Origin of the sequence: Actinomadura macrotermitis (assembly GCF_009604375.1) — a bacterium.
GTDB classification, from domain to species: domain Bacteria; phylum Actinomycetota; class Actinomycetes; order Streptosporangiales; family Streptosporangiaceae; genus Spirillospora; species Spirillospora macrotermitis.
Window position 1 is genome coordinate 161,220 of sequence record NZ_WEGH01000005.1, and the last position, 14,708, is coordinate 175,927.

General features: G+C 74.6%; 12 protein-coding genes. 7 read left to right on the top strand and 5 right to left on the bottom strand.

The genetic code is table 11. The annotated features are described in order from the left end of the window. Positions 1–120 precede the first annotated feature (120 nt). A complete protein-coding gene (locus tag ACRB68_RS33430; RefSeq protein WP_153539748.1) occupies positions 121–774 on the top strand; it encodes a hypothetical protein in 654 nt (217 codons plus the stop codon). Positions 775–781: 7 nt separating this feature from the next. On the opposite strand, the gene ACRB68_RS33435 is transcribed toward ACRB68_RS33430, so the two are convergent. Continuing rightward, entirely contained in the window at positions 782–2,617 is a 1,836-nt protein-coding gene (locus ACRB68_RS33435) for an AMP-dependent synthetase/ligase (protein WP_153539749.1), read from the bottom strand. 151 nt (positions 2,618–2,768) lie between these two features. Here ACRB68_RS33435 and selD point away from each other — a divergent pair, with 151 nt between their 5' ends. The 3 genes from selD to ACRB68_RS33450 all read left to right on the top strand — a co-directional run bounded on the left by selD (position 2,769) and on the right by ACRB68_RS33450 (position 5,770). Then, positions 2,769–3,779: a selenide, water dikinase SelD gene (gene selD / locus ACRB68_RS33440; protein ID WP_407924332.1), complete on the top strand. Its 1,011-nt coding sequence runs from the start codon at positions 2,769–2,771 to the stop codon at positions 3,777–3,779. 87 nt (positions 3,780–3,866) lie between these two features. After that, complete coding sequence (locus ACRB68_RS33445) at positions 3,867–5,369, top strand: peptide MFS transporter (protein ID WP_153539751.1); 1,503 nt, start codon at positions 3,867–3,869, stop codon at positions 5,367–5,369. Between the two features lie 128 nt (positions 5,370–5,497). Then, positions 5,498–5,770 carry a GlsB/YeaQ/YmgE family stress response membrane protein gene (locus ACRB68_RS33450; RefSeq protein WP_153539753.1) on the top strand — a complete coding sequence of 91 codons (273 nt, stop codon included), beginning with the start codon at positions 5,498–5,500 and terminating at the stop codon, positions 5,768–5,770. Between the two features lie 71 nt (positions 5,771–5,841). Here ACRB68_RS33450 and ACRB68_RS33455 read toward each other — a convergent pair whose 3' ends face one another. Both ACRB68_RS33455 and ACRB68_RS33460 read right to left on the bottom strand, forming a co-directional pair. Continuing rightward, positions 5,842–7,743, bottom strand: coding sequence for a propionyl-CoA synthetase (locus tag ACRB68_RS33455; protein WP_153539755.1), 1,902 nt, complete (start codon positions 7,741–7,743; stop codon positions 5,842–5,844). Between the two features lie 108 nt (positions 7,744–7,851). Then, positions 7,852–9,285 (bottom strand): MFS transporter, encoded by a 1,434-nt coding sequence (locus tag ACRB68_RS33460; protein ID WP_153539757.1) that lies wholly within the window; start codon positions 9,283–9,285, stop codon positions 7,852–7,854. Positions 9,286–9,381: 96 nt separating this feature from the next. On the opposite strand from ACRB68_RS33460, the gene ACRB68_RS33465 reads away from it, so the two are divergent. The 3 genes from ACRB68_RS33465 (at position 9,382) to selB (ending at position 13,015) form a co-directional block, all read left to right on the top strand. Then, positions 9,382–9,918, top strand: a complete 537-nt coding sequence (locus ACRB68_RS33465; protein ID WP_153539759.1) for a MarR family winged helix-turn-helix transcriptional regulator — start codon at positions 9,382–9,384, stop codon at positions 9,916–9,918. A gap of 62 nt (positions 9,919–9,980) precedes the next feature. Continuing rightward, the gene (gene selA, locus ACRB68_RS33470) at positions 9,981–11,270 is read left to right on the top strand and encodes an L-seryl-tRNA(Sec) selenium transferase (protein ID WP_328595104.1); all 1,290 of its coding nucleotides are present in this window, start codon (positions 9,981–9,983) and stop codon (positions 11,268–11,270) included. Further along, positions 11,270–13,015: a selenocysteine-specific translation elongation factor gene (gene selB, locus ACRB68_RS33475; RefSeq protein WP_153539763.1), complete on the top strand. Its 1,746-nt coding sequence runs from the start codon at positions 11,270–11,272 to the stop codon at positions 13,013–13,015. Before selA ends, selB begins: the two co-directional genes overlap by 1 nt. Here selB and ACRB68_RS33480 read toward each other — a convergent pair. Further along, complete coding sequence (locus tag ACRB68_RS33480; RefSeq protein WP_153539765.1) at positions 13,003–13,737, bottom strand: maleylpyruvate isomerase family mycothiol-dependent enzyme; 735 nt, start codon at positions 13,735–13,737, stop codon at positions 13,003–13,005. The genes selB and ACRB68_RS33480 overlap by 13 nt on opposite strands. A 49-nt stretch (positions 13,738–13,786) precedes the next feature. Beyond that, on the bottom strand, positions 13,787–14,692 hold the full coding sequence (locus ACRB68_RS33485; RefSeq protein ID WP_207709919.1) for an LAGLIDADG family homing endonuclease: 906 nt from the start codon (positions 14,690–14,692) through the stop codon (positions 13,787–13,789). Between the last annotated feature and the right edge of the window lie 16 nt (positions 14,693–14,708).

Below are 14,708 nucleotides of genomic sequence, written 5' to 3' on the forward strand. Positions count from 1 at the left end.
GGGCCTGACGCGCCCGTCCGTCCCGGGTGGCGCGCCCGGGCGGAACGGGACGGCGGCCTCATGATCGGGGCCGCCCGGGACCGGCAGGGTGATCCCAACCGAGGGAAGGGATCACAGACGATGAAGACGACGGGGGCCCGGGCGGCCGTGGCGGCCGCGCTCGCGGTGGCGGCGCTGGCGGGGTGCCGGGTGCAGGCCGGGACGATCGACCGGACGTCCGCCCCGGAGGCGGCGGGCGACCGGACGCCGGCGGCCGCGGGGACGACGCGGGGCGAGTCCCCGGACGACCGGCCGACGGCCGGCGCCACCGCGCCCGGGAGCGACCTGCCGCGCCTGGCCGGCGACTTCAGCCGGGACTACCCGGCCGAGGAGCGGCAGGCGGCGACGCTGCGCGAGCTGCAGAACGACCCGCCGCCGGCCGGCCCCAAGTACTCCCTCGGGCCGCTGATGGCCGGCATCTACATGGACCTGCGCGAGCCGCGCAAGCTCGACGAGGTGCTGGTGCTGCGCGCCGAGGGGAGCTTCCCCGACACCGGCGCGGCGCTGACCGACTTCACCGCGCGCATCCGCGCGCAGGGCGCGGAGCTCACCCCGGTCGACCCGGGCAAGGGCGGCGGGTCGGCCGGCTGCACCCCGCGCACCACCACCAGCGGCGGGACGAAGATCGTCTGCTACCTCGTCGACGAGACCACGCTGCTGCTGGTCTCCAGCAGCGGGACGGTGCAGGACGTCGGCGAGGCCCTCGCCCACATGCACGGCTATCTGAGGGCATGACCGGGGCTCAGCCGCGGTACAGCCCCTCGATCGCGTCGGTGTACTTGGCGTGCACCACGCGCCGCCGCAGCTTCAGCGTCGGGGTGAGCTCCTCGCTCTCGGCGGTCCACTCGGCGGGCAGCAGCCGCCACCGCTTGACCTGCTGGACGCGGGCGAGGCGCCGGTTGGCGTCGCGCACCGCGGCGCCGACCTCCTCCAGCACCGCCGGGTGCTCGGCGAGCGCGGCGAGGTCGGTGGTGTCCACCCCGTGCGCGGCGGCCCAGACGGGGGCGACCTCGCCGTCCAGGGTGATCAGCGCGACGACGTAGGGGCGCCGGTCGCCGTAGGCCAGGGCCTGCCCGATCAGCGGGTGCTCCTTCAGGTGGTTCTCCACCAGGGACGGGGCGATGTTCTCGCCGCCCGCGGTGATGATGATCTCCTTCTTGCGGTCCACCACCCGCAGGAAGCCGTCCTCGTCGAGCACGCCGACGTCGCCGGTGTGCACCCAGCCGTCCTCGTCGATCAGCTCGGCGGTGGCCTGCGGCCGGTTCAGGTAGCCGGGGGTGCAGGTCGCGCCGCGCACCAGGATCTCGCCGTCCTCGGCGAGGGCCAGGTCCACGCCGGGGAAGGCGCGGCCGACCGTGCCGAGCTTGAAGGCGTCGTCGAGGTTGGCGGTGATCGCGCCGGTGGTCTCGGTCATCCCGTAGGCGTCGAAGATCTTCAGGCCGAGGCCGGCGAAGAACCGCGCCACGTCCTCGGGCAGCGGCGCGGCGGCGCTGGAGGCCTGCACCACCCGGTCCAGGCCGAGCAGGGCGCGCATCGGGGTGAGCACGGCGGCGTCGGCGCGCTCGAAGGCGGCCGCCGCCTCGGGGGAGAGGGCGCCGCCGTACTCCTGGCCGGCCACGTAGGCGCGCCCGGCCTCCAGCGCGCCCTGGACGGCGGCCTTCTTGGCCTCGTCCGGCTCGGCGGCCAGCACCGCCTGGATGCCCGCCATGATCTTCTCCCAGACGCGCGGCACGCCGAAGAAGCCGTGCGGGCGCACCTCGCGCAGCACGGTGGTGAGCTGCGCGGGGTCGGGGCAGAAGTGGATGTGCGCGGCGCGGGTGACCGGCAGGTAGTAGCTGAGCACCCGGTCGGCGATGTGGGCGAACGGCAGGTAGGAGATGCCGACGTTGTGCTCGGGCAGGACCGAGGCGCCCTCCAGCAGCGCGGCCTCGTGCAGCACCATCGAGTGGGTGATCCGCACGCCCTTGGGGTCGCCGGTGGTGCCGGAGGTGTAGAGCAGGGTGGCGGTGTCGCCGGGCTTGACGGCGGCGGCCCGCGCGGCGGTCCCGGCGGCGTCGGCGGCGAGCCGCTCGCGGCCGAGCGCGGTGAGGGCGGCCCAGGTCAGGAAGCGCTCGCCGTCGGGGCAGGCGGCCTCGTCGAGCACGACGACCTTGCGCAGGGCGGGCAGCCGCTCCAGCGCGGGCAGCCACCGGTCGAGCTGGTCGCGTCCCTCCAGCACGGCGAACCTGGCCGCGCAGTCGCCCGCGACGAAGGCGACCTGGTCGGGCGCGAGGGTGGCGTAGACGGTGGTGGGCACGCCGCCCGCGTGCACGGCGCCGAGGTCGGCGAGCACGTGCTCGGAGCGGTTGGACATCATCAGCGCCACCACGTCGCCGGCCTCCAGGCCGAGCGCGGCGAACCCGGCGGCGGTCTCCAGGGCGCGCTCGCGCACCTGGCCCCAGGTGAGGGTGCGCCACCCGTCCGCCGTCCGGTCGGAGTAGGCGGGCCGGTCGCCGTGCCGGTCCGCGGTCGCGGCCAGCCGCGACGGCACCGTCCCTTCGGTCGGTGACTGCCCTGGCCGCATGCCGGCGTCGGTCATCTCGCACCCCTCCGCGATATAAGTGTTCACTTGCAAGGCAGCATCGCACCATGCCGAACCGCGTTCGGGCAAGGGTGTGCCGCCCCGGTGAGCGGATCCCTACCGTGCGTTTCTTGATCATTTGCGTGGACTGTGGGATACCTGCGCTGTGATCGGCCATGTCGCGTCCCCACGACTGACCCAGTACGCCCACGGCGGCGGCTGCGCCTGCAAGATCCCCCCGGGGGAGCTGGAACGGGTGCTGGCCGGGCTCACCGGCCCGGCCGGCGGCGCGGCGGACCCGGCCCGCCCGCTGCTGATCGGCGCCGAGGACGGCGACGACGCGGCCGTGCTGCGGCTGGACGGCGGCACCGCGATCGTGTCCACCGCTGACTTTTTCACCCCCGTCGTCGACGACGCCTACGACTGGGGCCGCATCGCCGCCGCCAACGCCCTGTCCGACGTGTACGCGGTCGGCGGCACCCCGGTGATGGCGCTCAACCTGCTCGGCTGGCCCCGCGACGCGCTGCCCGCCGAGCTCGCCCGCGAGGTGCTGCGCGGCGGCCGGGACGTGGCGGCCGCGGCCGGCTGCCCGATCGCCGGCGGGCACAGCGTCGACGACCCCGAGCCCAAGTACGGCCTCGCCGTCACCGGCGTCGCCGACCCCGCCCGGCTGCTCCGGCTGGACGCCGGGCGGCCCGGCGTGCCGCTGTCGCTGACCAAGCCGCTCGGCCTCGGCGTGCTGAACGCCCGGCACAAGGCCACCGGCGAGGTGTTCCCCGAGGCCGTGGAGACGATGACCGCGCTGAACGCCGAGGCCGCGCGGCAGGCGCTGGAGCGCGGCGTCACCGCCGCGACCGACGTGACCGGCTTCGGGTTCCTCGGCCACCTGTACAAGCTGGCGCGCGCGAGCGGCGTCACCGCCGTCGTGGACGCGGCGGCGGTGCCCTACCTGGCGGGCGCCCGCGAGGCCGTGCGGGACGGGTTCGTCCCCGGCGGCAGCCGCCGCAACCTCGCCTGGGTCGCCCCGCACGCCGACTTCGGCCGGATCGGCGAGCAGGAGCGGCTGCTGCTCGCCGACGCGCAGACCTCCGGCGGGCTGCTGGTGGCCGGCGAGGTCCCCGGCGCGCCCGTCGTCGGCGAGCTGACCGGCCGCGGTCGGCACACCCTGATCGTGCGCTGACCCGCGCCGCGGCCCCGTTCGAGCGGTGATCACGCTGGGTAGGTAGCCCGGTGCTGCCGGCGTGCACGATTCGGGGGGACGTACCGCATGGCGACGACGACTTCGGGCGGCGCGCCGCCCGCGCGCACCTTCTTCGGCCACCCGTGGGGCCTGGCCACGCTGTTCTTCACCGAGATGTGGGAGCGGTTCAGCTTCTACGGGCTGCGCGCGATCCTGGTGCTGTTCCTCGTCGCGCCCCCGGCCGACGCGGGCCTCGGCATGGCCGAGGGCACCGCCAAGGCGCTGCTCGGCGTGTACATGTCGATGGTCTACTTCGTCGCGCTGCCCGGCGGCTGGATCGCCGACCGCGTCCTCGGCGCGCGCCGCGCGGTGCTGATCGGCTGCGTGGTCATCATGTGCGGGCACATCGCGATGGCGATCCCCGGCGGCGCCGGGTTCGTCTACCTCGGCCTGCTGCTGATCATCATCGGCACCGGGCTGCTGAAGCCCAACATCTCCACCATGGTCGGCAAGCTCTACGAGGGGCAGTCCGAGGCCCGCCGCGACTCGGCGTTCTCCCTCTTCTACATGGGCATCAACATCGGCTCGCTCGCGCCGTTCGTCGTCGGCTACCTCGGCCAGGAGATCAACTGGCATCTGGGGTTCGGCGTGGCCGCGCTCGGCATGGCGTTCGGGCTGGTTCAGTACGTGCTCGGCGGCCGGCACCTGCGCGGCGTCGGCGAGGCGCCCGGCCACCGGCTCACCCCGGACGAGCGCCGCACCTTCGTGCGCGGCCTGCTCGCCGGGCTCGCCGTCCTCGCGGTGGCGGTCCTGGTCGCGGCGCTGGCGGGCGTGCTCACCATCGACGGCGTCACCGTCGCGCTCACCGTGCTCGCCGTCGCGGTACCGATCGCCTACTTCGGCTACCTGTTCCGCAGCCACGAGGTGACCGAGGTCGAGCGGGTCCGGCTGCGCGCCTACGTGTGGCTGTTCGCCGCCGCCGCCGTCTTCTGGATGATCGCCGACCAGGCCGCCGGGCCGCTCAACCTGTTCGCGCAGGAGAAGGTGGACCTCAGCGTGTTCGGGTGGCGGATGCCGAGCAGCTGGACGCAGAACATCAACCCCATCATGATCATCTGTCTGTCCGCGGTGTTCGCCTGGCTCTGGCTGCGCCTCGGCGACCGCGTCGGCACCGCGCAGAAGTTCGCGTTCGCGCTGGTGGTGACCGGCCTGTCGTTCGTGGTGATGTCGATGGCCGCGGCGGCGGCCTCGGGCGGCGCCAAGGTGTCGCTGCTCTGGCTGCTGGCGGTCTACCTGCTGCAGGTCGTCGGCGAGCTGTCGCTGTCGCCGGTCGGGCTGGCGATCACCACCCGGCTCGCGCCGCGGGCGTTCGCCAGCCAGATGATGGGCATGTGGTTCCTGGCCACCGCGGCGGGCGACGCGGTCGGCGGGCAGGTCGCCCGGCTGCAGGAGCCGTGGGGCGACGTACCGTACTTCCTGGTGCTCGGCCTGTCCACGATCGCCGCCGGCGGCGCGCTGTTCCTGTTCGCGCGGACGCTGCGGCGGCTGATCGGGGAGGACCGGCCCGAGGCCGCGGTGCCCGCCCGGTGACCCCGTCCCGGCCCGGTCACCCGCCGTTATCGTCCCTGGTCGTGTCGCTGATCGATTTCGTGGGTATGCCGTTTTCCGAGCGGTTCGCGGCCTGCGGACCCCAGGACAACAGGACCGAGGGAGCGGACATGACCATCGGGGGGATCTTCACCGCCATCATCTTCGGCGCGATCATCGGCGCACTCGGCCGGCTCATCGTCCCCGGCAAGCAGAACATGCCGATCTGGCTCACGATCGTCATCGGCATCGTGGCCGCGTTCGCCGGCACCGGGGTGGCGCACCTGTTCAACCTGAAGACCAGCGGGTGGAACTTCTGGGAGACGATCTTCCAGGTCGCGTTCGCCGTCGTCGGCGTCTACCTGGTGACCGCCTTCTGGCCGAAGAAGAGCGGCGGTTACTGACCGCGCGCACCGCGAGACGACACGACACGACACGACACGGCCCGGCCGCGCGGCGGCCGGGCCGCGTGCGGTCAGGGCGCCGCGGGCGGCGGCGGCACGGGCCGCAGCACGGGCCGCAGCACGTCCAGCACCACCGGGTCCTCGATCGTGGACGGCACCACGACCTCGGCGCCGTCGGCGATGCCCCGCATCACCCCGCGCAGGATCTTGCCCGAGCGCGTCTTGGGCAGCGCCGGCACCACCGCGACCTCCTTCAGCGACGCGACCGGCCCGACCTGCTCGCGCACCATCGCCACCAGCTCGTCGCGCAGCTCCGCCGGATCGGGCCCGGCGCCGCTCTTCAGCACCACGAAGGCGCGCGGCACCTGCCCCTTCAGCGGGTCCGCGACGCCGATCACCGCGCACTCGGCGACCGCCGGGTGCGCCGCGACGACCTCCTCCATCGCGCCGGTGGACAGCCGGTGCCCGGCGACGTTGATGACGTCGTCGGTGCGGCCCATCACCCACAGGTAGCCGTCGGCGTCCACGTGCCCGCCGTCGCCGGTGAGGTAGTGGCCGGGGTGGCGGGTCAGGTAGGACTCCACGAACCGCTCGTCGTCCTGCCAGAGGGTCGGCAGCGTGCCCGGCGGCAGCGGCAGCCGGATCACGATGTCGCCGTCCTCGCCCGGCGGCAGCGGCGAGCCGTCGGGTGCCAGCACCCGCACGTCGTAGCCGGGCACCGGCACCGACGGCGAGCCCGGCTTGACCGGCAGCGGCTCCAGCCCGCGCGGGTTCGCCGCGATCGGCCAGCCGGTCTCGGTCTGCCACCAGTGGTCGATGACGGGCCGCTCCAGCATCCGCGCGGCCCACCGGTAGGTCTCGGGGTCCAGCCGCTCGCCGGCCAGGAACAGGGTGTCCAGCGCCGACAGGTCGTACCGGCCGAGCATCAGGCCGTCGGGGTCCTCCCTCCTGATCGCGCGCAGCGCGGTCGGCGCGGCGAACAGCGCCTTGACGCGGTGCTGCTCGGCGACCCGCCAGAACGCGCCCGCGTCGGGGGTGCCGACCGGTTTGCCCTCGTACAGCACGGTGGTGCAGCCGGTCAGCAGCGGCCCGTAGACGATGTAGGAGTGGCCGACGACCCAGCCGACGTCCGAGGCCGCCCAGAACACGTCGCCGGGGCCGACACCGTAGACGTTCTCCATCGACCAGCGCAGCGCGACCGCGTGGCCGCCGTTGTCGCGCACCACGCCCTTCGGGCGGCCGGTCGTCCCCGAGGTGTACAGGATGTACAGCGGGTCGGTGGCCGCGACCGGCACGCACCCGGCGGGCTCGGCGCCGGCGACCGCCTCGTCCCACTCCACGTCGCGCGGGCGCACCAGGTCGGCGTGCAGCTGCGGGCGCTGGCGGATCACGCACCGGTCGACCTTGTGCGACGCCAGCTCCAGCGCCCGGTCCAGCAGCGGCTTGTAGGGCACCACCCGCGTGCCCTCGATGCCGCAGGACGCCGACACCACGACCTTGGGGCGGGCGTCGTCGACGCGGGCGGCCAGCTCCTTGGCGGCGAACCCGCCGAACACCACCGAGTGCACCGCGCCGAGCCGGGCGCAGGCCAGCATCGCCACGACCGCCTCGGGGATCATCGGCAGGTAGATCACCACCCGGTCGCCGCGGTCCACCCCGAGCGCGCGCAGCGCCCCGGCGAACCGGGCGACCAGCCCGGTCAGCTCGCGGTAGCTGTAGGTCCGCGCGGTGCCGGTGACGGGGCTGTCGTAGACCAGCGCGGCCTGCTCGCCGCGGCCCTCGTCCACGTGCCGGTCCAGGGCGTTGTCGCAGGTGTTCAGCTCGCCGCCGGTGAACCAGCGGTAGAACGGGGGCGCCCCGTCGTCCAGCACCCGGTCCGGCGGGACCAGCCAGCGGACGTCCCGCGCGGCCAGGCCCCAGAACCGGGTGGGATCGGCGATGCTGCGTTCGTACGCTGCGGCGTAGGCGCCCATGTCGTCCTCCGAACCTCGGCACGTCCCGATGACGGTTTCGGGGCGTACCCCCTATAGGGCAGGTCCGGCACGCCGCGCGTCAAGGGCCCGCGCCGGGGATCCGCGCCGTCAGGCGTGCCGCGCGTGCCGCAGGCCGTGCGCGACCGCGACCGCGGCGGCGAGCGCGGCGCCCGCGGCCACGATCCAGAAGCACGCCTCGTAGGCGCGCAGCGTGGGGACCTGGGTGCGCGCGATGGTGTGGCCGCTCAGCACCGCCGCGGTCACCGCGCCCGCGATGCTGCCGCCGGTGGTGCGCACCAGCGAGTTGATGCCGCTGGCGATGCCGCTCTGGTCCATCGGCACGTGCTGGACGGCGAGGGTGCCGAGGGCGGCGTAGGCGATGCCGAAGCCGATGCCCTGCACGGCGCTGAAGCCGAGCATGTCGTAGCCGTGGGAGTTGGAGACCGCGAGCCACACGTAGCTGAGGCCGGCGAACACCGACCCGATGGCGAGGGTGAAGGCGGGGCCGATGCGGGCCGCGATCCGGCCGGCCATCGAGGAGAAGACCAGCATCGTGACGGTGCTCGGCAGCATGTACAGGCCGACGTCCAGCACCGAGCCGCTCAGCCCGTACCCGACCTTGTCCTTCGGGGTCTGCACGAAGCTGGAGATCAGGGTGAACGCGGCGAACATCGAGAAGCCGAGCAGGATCGAGGCCAGGTTGGCCGACAGCGACTGCGGGCCGGCCAGCAGCCGCAGCCGCACCAGCGGCTCGGCCACCCGCGACTCCACCACGACCCACACGGCGCAGAGCACGGCGGCGGCGGCGAACAGGCCGAGCACGCCGCCCGACGTCCAGCCCCAGCGGTTGCCCTGGCTGATGCCGAGCAGCAGGCAGACCAGCCAGCCGGCCAGCAGCACGGCGCCGAGGACGTCGGGGCGGCCGCCGGTGCGGGTGCCGACGTCGGGCGCGCTGACGGCGATCAGCACCAGCCCGGCCGCGGCGAGCGCGGCGGTGCCCCAGAAGACCGGGTGGTGGCTGGGGGTGTGGTCGGCGATGACGCCGGTGGCGAGCATGCCGAGGGTGCCGCCGACGCCCATGGTGGCGCTGACGATGCCGATCGCGGTCATCACCCGCTCGCGCGGGAAGGTGTCGCGGATCATGCCGATGGCCAGCGGGATGAGCGCCGCCGAGGTGCCCTGCAGGGCGCGCCCGGCGACCAGGACCGGCAGCGAGCCCGACACGGCGCACACCACCGAGCCGGTCACCAGCAGCGCCATCGCGACCAGCACCATCTTCTTCTTGCCGTACATGTCGCCGAACCGCGACAGCAGCGGGGTGGCCACCGCGCCGGCCAGCAGCGAGGCGGTGAACACCCAGGTCACCGCGGTGACCGAGGCGTCGAAGCGGGCCATCAGGCGGGGGAGCAGCGGGATGACGACGGTCTGCTGCACCGAGACCACCATCCCGGCGGTGGCGAGGGCGAGCAGGACCAGCCCGGGACGCACCGGGGGGCCGGCGGTCTCGGGCTTTTCGGAGACCGCCGTCGTGGCGCCGGCCATGGAACCTCCAGGAGAGGGGGAGCGCGCCGGGGGCCCGGCGACCACGCGATCGTACTCCTTACTTAAGTTAAGTAATATGGCTGTAAGGTGGATCACATGTCGCCGTCGCAGCAGGTCACCGTTCCCATCGAGGTGCCCGGGGAGATCGCCGAGATCGAGCGCGCGCTGACCCGGGTCGCGCATCTGCTCACCCGGGTCCGCCAGCACGACCGCACCGTCGCGGCGGCCGGCGTCCCGGTCGACCGCGCCGCCGTGCCGCTGCTGCGGCTGCTGGCCGACAACGGCGAGCCGATGCGCCCCGGCGAGATCGCCGCCCGGCTCGCGGTGGAGGCCCCGCACGTCACCCGGCAGGTGCAGCGGCTGGAGAAGGCCGGCTACGTCGACCGGGTGCCCGACCCCGACGACCGCCGCGCCCAGCGCGTCCGGCTCCGCCCGGCGGGCGCCGACGCCGTCGAGTGCGTGCGCGCCGCCGGCCGCCGCTGGATGGCCGGCGCCCTGGCCGGCTGGTCGCCCGAGGAGCGCGCGCGGCTGGCCGATCTCGTCCACCGGATGGTCGACGACTTCGTCGCCTACGCCGCCTCCGACTGCGACCACTTCGGCATTTCGGGCCGTCCGGGCGGCCCCGGCCACTGACGATCTCACTCCGCGGACAAGATCGCCTTCCGTGACGGGCCCGGCCTCCCTAGGGTTGGCTGGTGGACCAACGGCGTCTCGTCCCCCGCACCGACGCCGTCCTGGCCGACCCGGACCTGACCGCCGCCGCCGCGCGGCTCGGCCGCCGGATCGTCAAGGACGCCGTCACCGCCGCGCAGCGGCGTGCCCGCGCCGGCCAGATCCCGCCCGGGGCCGTCGCCGCCGAGGCGCTGCGCGCCCTGCCCCCGCACGCCGCCGCCCTGCGGCCGGTGCTGAACGCCACCGGCGTCCTGCTGCACACCAACCTCGGCCGCGCCCCCTGGTCGGCCGCCGCCCGCGACGCCGCCGCGGCCGCGGCCGGCTGCGCCGACGTGGAGTACGACCTGGCGACCGGCCGCCGCGGCCCGCGCGGCGCCGGCGCCCTCGCCGCGCTGCGCGCCGCCTGCCCGCCCGCGCGGGCCGCGCAGGTGGTCAACAACAACGCCGCCGCGCTCGTCCTCGCCGCCACCGCCCTGGCCGCCGGCCGCGAGATCGTCGTCTCGCGCGGCGAGATGGTGGAGATCGGCGACGGGTTCCGGCTGCCCGACCTGCTCGCCTCGACCGGCGCCCGGCTGCGCGAGGTCGGCACCACCAACCGCACCACCGCCGCCGACTACGCCGCCGCGATCGGCCCGGACACCGGGTTCGTGCTGAAGGTGCACCCGTCCAACTTCCGCGTCGTCGGGTTCACCGCCGAGGCCGCCGTCGCCGACCTGGCGTCCCTGCCGGTCCCGCTCGTGGCCGACATCGGCTCCGGCCTGCTCGCGCCCGACCCCGCCCTGCCCGGCGAGCCCGACGCCGCCACCGCCCTGTCGGCCGGCGCCGACCTGGTCACCGCCAGCGGCGACAAGCTCCTCGGCGGCCCGCAGGCCGGCCTGCTCCTCGGCGACCCCGCCGTCGTGGACCGGCTGCGCCGCCACCCCCTCTACCGGGCGCTGCGCGTGGACAAGACCACCCTCGCCGCGCTGGAGGCCACCCTGACCGGGCCGACGCCGCCCGTCACCCGCATGCTGCACGCCGCCGCCGGGGACCTGCGCGCCCGCGCCGAGACGCTGGCCGGGGACCTGGCCGCGCACGGCGTCGACGCCCGCGCCGTCGACTGCACGGCCGCCGTCGGCGGCGGCGGGGCGCCCGGCGTCGCACTGCCCAGCTCCGCCGTCGCGCTCCCCGCGCGCCACGAGGCCGCCCTCCGCTCCCACCGCGTCATCGGACGCGTCGAGGACGGGCGCCTCCTGCTCGACCTGCGCTCGGTCGACCCGGCCGACGACGCCGCCCTCCGCTCCGCCGTGCTCGCCTCCCTGGAAGGGCCCTGATGCAGGTCGTCGCCACCGCCGGACACGTGGACCACGGCAAGTCCACCCTCGTGCGGGCCCTCACCGGCATGGACCCCGACCGGCTCGCCGAGGAGAAGCGCCGGGGCCTCACCCTGGACCTCGGCTACGCCTGGACCGACCTGCCCTCGGGGGAGCGGCTCGCCCTCGTCGACGTCCCCGGCCACGAGCGGTTCGTCACCACCATGCTCGCCGGCGTCGGGCCCGTCCCCGCGGTGCTGCTCGCCGTCGCCGCCGACGAGGGCTGGATGCCGCAGACCGAGGAGCACCTGGCCGCCATCGAGGCCCTCGGCGTCCGGCACGCCGTGCTCGCCGTCACCCGCGCCGACGTCGCCGACCCCACGCTCGTGCTCCGCCAGGCCCGCGAACGGCTCGCCAAGACCGCGCTGCGCGGCGCCGAGGCCGTCGCGGTCGGCGCGCCGACCGGACAAGGCGTGCCCGAGCTCGCCGCCGCCCTGGACCGGCTCGCCGCCCGGCTGCCCATCCCCGACGCCGCCGCGCCGGTCCGGCTGTGGATCGACCGCGCCTTCACCGTCGCCGGCAGCGGCACCGTCGTCACCGGCACCCTGCCCGCCGGGACCGTGCGCACCGGCGACGAGCTGGTCCTCATGCCCGCCGGCACCCGGGTGCGGGTCCGCGCCATCGAGTCGGCCAAGCAGCCCCGCGACCTGGTCGAGGGCGTCGCCCGCGTCGCGCTGAACCTGCGCGGGATCGCCCGCGACCAGGTCGCCCGCGGCATGTGCCTGGTCACCGCCGACGCCTGGACGCCCACCACCTGCGTGGACGTGCGGACCCGCTTCGGGCAGGCCTCCGGCCGCCTGGCCCGCCAGATGACCCTGCACATCGGCTCGGCCGCCGTCCCGGTCCGGCTGCGCCCCCTCGGCCCCGACACCGCGCGCCTCACCCTGAACGCCCGGCTGCCGCTGCACGTCGGCGACACCGCGCTGCTGCGCGACCCGGACCGGCGCACCGTCGCGGGCGTCAGCGTCCTGGACGTCCGCCCGCCCACCCTGGTCCGGCGCGGCGCCGCCGCCGCCCGCGCCCGCGAGCTGGCCGCCTGGCCCGACCGGCCCGACGGCGCGGTCCTGCTGCGCCGCCACGGCATCCTGCGCCGCGCCGACCTGGCCGTCATGGGCTGCGCCGAGCCGCCGCGCGCCGTCGCGCTGGACGGCGGCTGGCTCGCCGACCCGGCGCACTGGGAATCGCTGCGGCAGCGGCTGGCCGACGAGCTCGAACGGCACGCCGCCGACCGCCCCCTCGCCCCCGGCATCCCGCTGGAGACGGCGCGGCTGAAGCTCGGCCTGCCCGCCCGGCAGCTCGTCACGGCCCTGGTGCGGCCGCCGCTGCGCGTGGAGGCCGGCCGCGTCCACGCGCCCGGGCTGCCGCCGCAGATCACCGAGGCCGTCGACCGGCTGCGCGCCGAACTGGCCCCCGCCCCCTTCCAGGCCCCGACGAGCGACCGCCTCGCCGAACTGGGCCTCACCCCGGGCGTCCAGGCCGCCGCGGCGCAGGCGGGCCTGGTCCTGCGGCTGCCGGACGGGATCGTCCTGCTCCCGGGCGCCGACCGGGCCGCCCTGCGGATCCTGGACGGCCTGCCGCAGCCCTTCACCGTCTCCCAGGCCCGCACGGCCCTGGACACGAGCCGCCGCGTGGCGATCGCGCTCCTGGAGCACCTCGACCGCGAGGGCCTCACCCGCCGCCTCGGCGACGGCCGTCAGACGGCGTAGTTGCGCATCACCTGAAGCGCCGCCTTCGCATACGGCCCCTCGGCGGCGAGCGAGGTGTCCTCGGGGCGCAGGCGGCGCGCGCCCACCCGGCAGAACTCGGCCGCCGAACCCCGGATCACCGACTCGCCGTCCCCGAACCGCCACTCCTCCCCGCCGGGACCGGTGAGCTCGCACCGCACCGGGCCGCCCGGCACCCCCGCGACCTTGAACGCGTACGGCAGCGTCCGCTGGGCGAGCCGCGCGATGTGCCGCAGCCGCGCGGTGTCGGGGTAGCCGATCCCGAGCGGGCCGGTGATGTCGAGGGCGTGGGCCCAGTGCTCGGCCATGCGCGTCGCGGCCAGCGTGCGCGGCGACAGCGGAACGGCGGCCCAGGACAGGCGCGCCCCGTCCGGGCAGGCCCGCAAGGCCGCGACCGAAGCGGTCCGCGCGTCCCGCCACCGCGCGAGCACCTCCGCGCCGGACGCGCCCCGCTCCTGCCGGACCCGGCCGTCCATCAGCTCGTCCAGCGGCACGCCCTCCTCCCGGGCGAAGGCCCCGTCCCGCCCGCCGGCCGACAGGACGACCATCTCCTCGGACTGCGTCAGATGGAGCACCACGTCGCAGACCGTCCACCCGGCGGCCGCGGACGGCGCGTCCCACTGCCCGGGCGCCAACCCGGCGAGGACCCCGTCGAGCCGCTCGTACTCGGCGGCCAGATCGTCGAAAATAGCTGTGTCGGCCATCACAGCACCCTACCGAACCAGATTCGGCTTGATGACTGCAGATGTGAGGTCATCGAGATGCTCCGGGCTGCTTTCCGTGCGTGCCCTGGAGCATCCAGCGCCTCATCTGGATGCTCTTCTCGGTGCGCCCCAGTGACTGAGCGGCATCGGGGATCGTCATGCTCCAGATGGCGGCGTCCTCCGCCTCGGTCCATCTTCTGCGAGCTGAGCGGGCCCGCATTCCGGGCGGTCGAGACCAGGTGGATATGGAAACGGCGCGCGCAGCCTTGCGCTCGAGAGCGAGGCAGTCCTTGTAGTACATCCAGTCGGCCATCTCCAGGGCGGCCTCCATGGTGACCATCAGGTTGTACACACCGTCACGCTTGTTGCGGTTCACAACCCGCTGTCGTCCGGTGACCTCGAAGACTTTTTCGCAGAAGTACTCGATCATCGCGGAACTTGCGGTCGTGAAGCCGATGAACGGATATCCCCTTGCCGTGAAGCCGAGCGAGCCGTCGGCATCGACCAGGCCGCGTGTGTAGTCACGTTCGCTGAACGGCGGAACCGGCGGTCGGACCGTCATGGATTTCCGGCCGGGTGGAAGTCCTAGGAGGCTCAGCGCCAATCGTGCCTCAAAGGAGTGGAAGGACCATGTCGCCGACGAGTGATCGCCTTCCGTGAAATTCGTCCTCCTTGTGCGATGGGAAATAGTGGATCGACACGGTATCAACTCTTGAAATTTCTGCAGCAAGGGTGCATCGGAGGCTTTGATCTCGATGGAAACACGTCCTCGATGCCGGGAACCCAGCGAATGTGAACCGTCGGCCTGCAGGAAGCCGAACAGATACGCCATGTCAGGCCTGGTTATATCGAACAGTGATGACAGGGACGTGACGCTCATGGCCTTCGGCCGGGACTTTTCTGGCGGTGGGCGCTCGCTTTTGGGCGTCGCCTTGGTCCACCGCTTGTAGTGCATCCTGCACATCCCGCGT

What these genes read in the sequence shown, in the direction of transcription:
- ACRB68_RS33485 (WP_207709919.1), bottom strand. Translation starts at nt 14,692, where the DNA reads ATGCACTACAAGCGGTGGACCAAGGCGACGCCCAAAAGCGAGCGCCCA.
- ACRB68_RS33465 (WP_153539759.1), top strand. Translation starts at nt 9,382, where the DNA reads ATGTCGCCGTCGCAGCAGGTCACCGTTCCCATCGAGGTGCCCGGGGAG.
- ACRB68_RS33435 (WP_153539749.1), bottom strand. Translation starts at nt 2,617, where the DNA reads ATGACCGACGCCGGCATGCGGCCAGGGCAGTCACCGACCGAAGGGACG.
- ACRB68_RS33450 (WP_153539753.1), top strand. Translation starts at nt 5,498, where the DNA reads ATGACCATCGGGGGGATCTTCACCGCCATCATCTTCGGCGCGATCATC.
- ACRB68_RS33455 (WP_153539755.1), bottom strand. Translation starts at nt 7,743, where the DNA reads ATGGGCGCCTACGCCGCAGCGTACGAACGCAGCATCGCCGATCCCACC.
- ACRB68_RS33430 (WP_153539748.1), top strand. Translation starts at nt 121, where the DNA reads ATGAAGACGACGGGGGCCCGGGCGGCCGTGGCGGCCGCGCTCGCGGTG.
- selB (WP_153539763.1), top strand. Translation starts at nt 11,270, where the DNA reads ATGCAGGTCGTCGCCACCGCCGGACACGTGGACCACGGCAAGTCCACC.
- ACRB68_RS33480 (WP_153539765.1), bottom strand. Translation starts at nt 13,737, where the DNA reads ATGGCCGACACAGCTATTTTCGACGATCTGGCCGCCGAGTACGAGCGG.
- ACRB68_RS33460 (WP_153539757.1), bottom strand. Translation starts at nt 9,285, where the DNA reads ATGGCCGGCGCCACGACGGCGGTCTCCGAAAAGCCCGAGACCGCCGGC.
- ACRB68_RS33445 (WP_153539751.1), top strand. Translation starts at nt 3,867, where the DNA reads ATGGCGACGACGACTTCGGGCGGCGCGCCGCCCGCGCGCACCTTCTTC.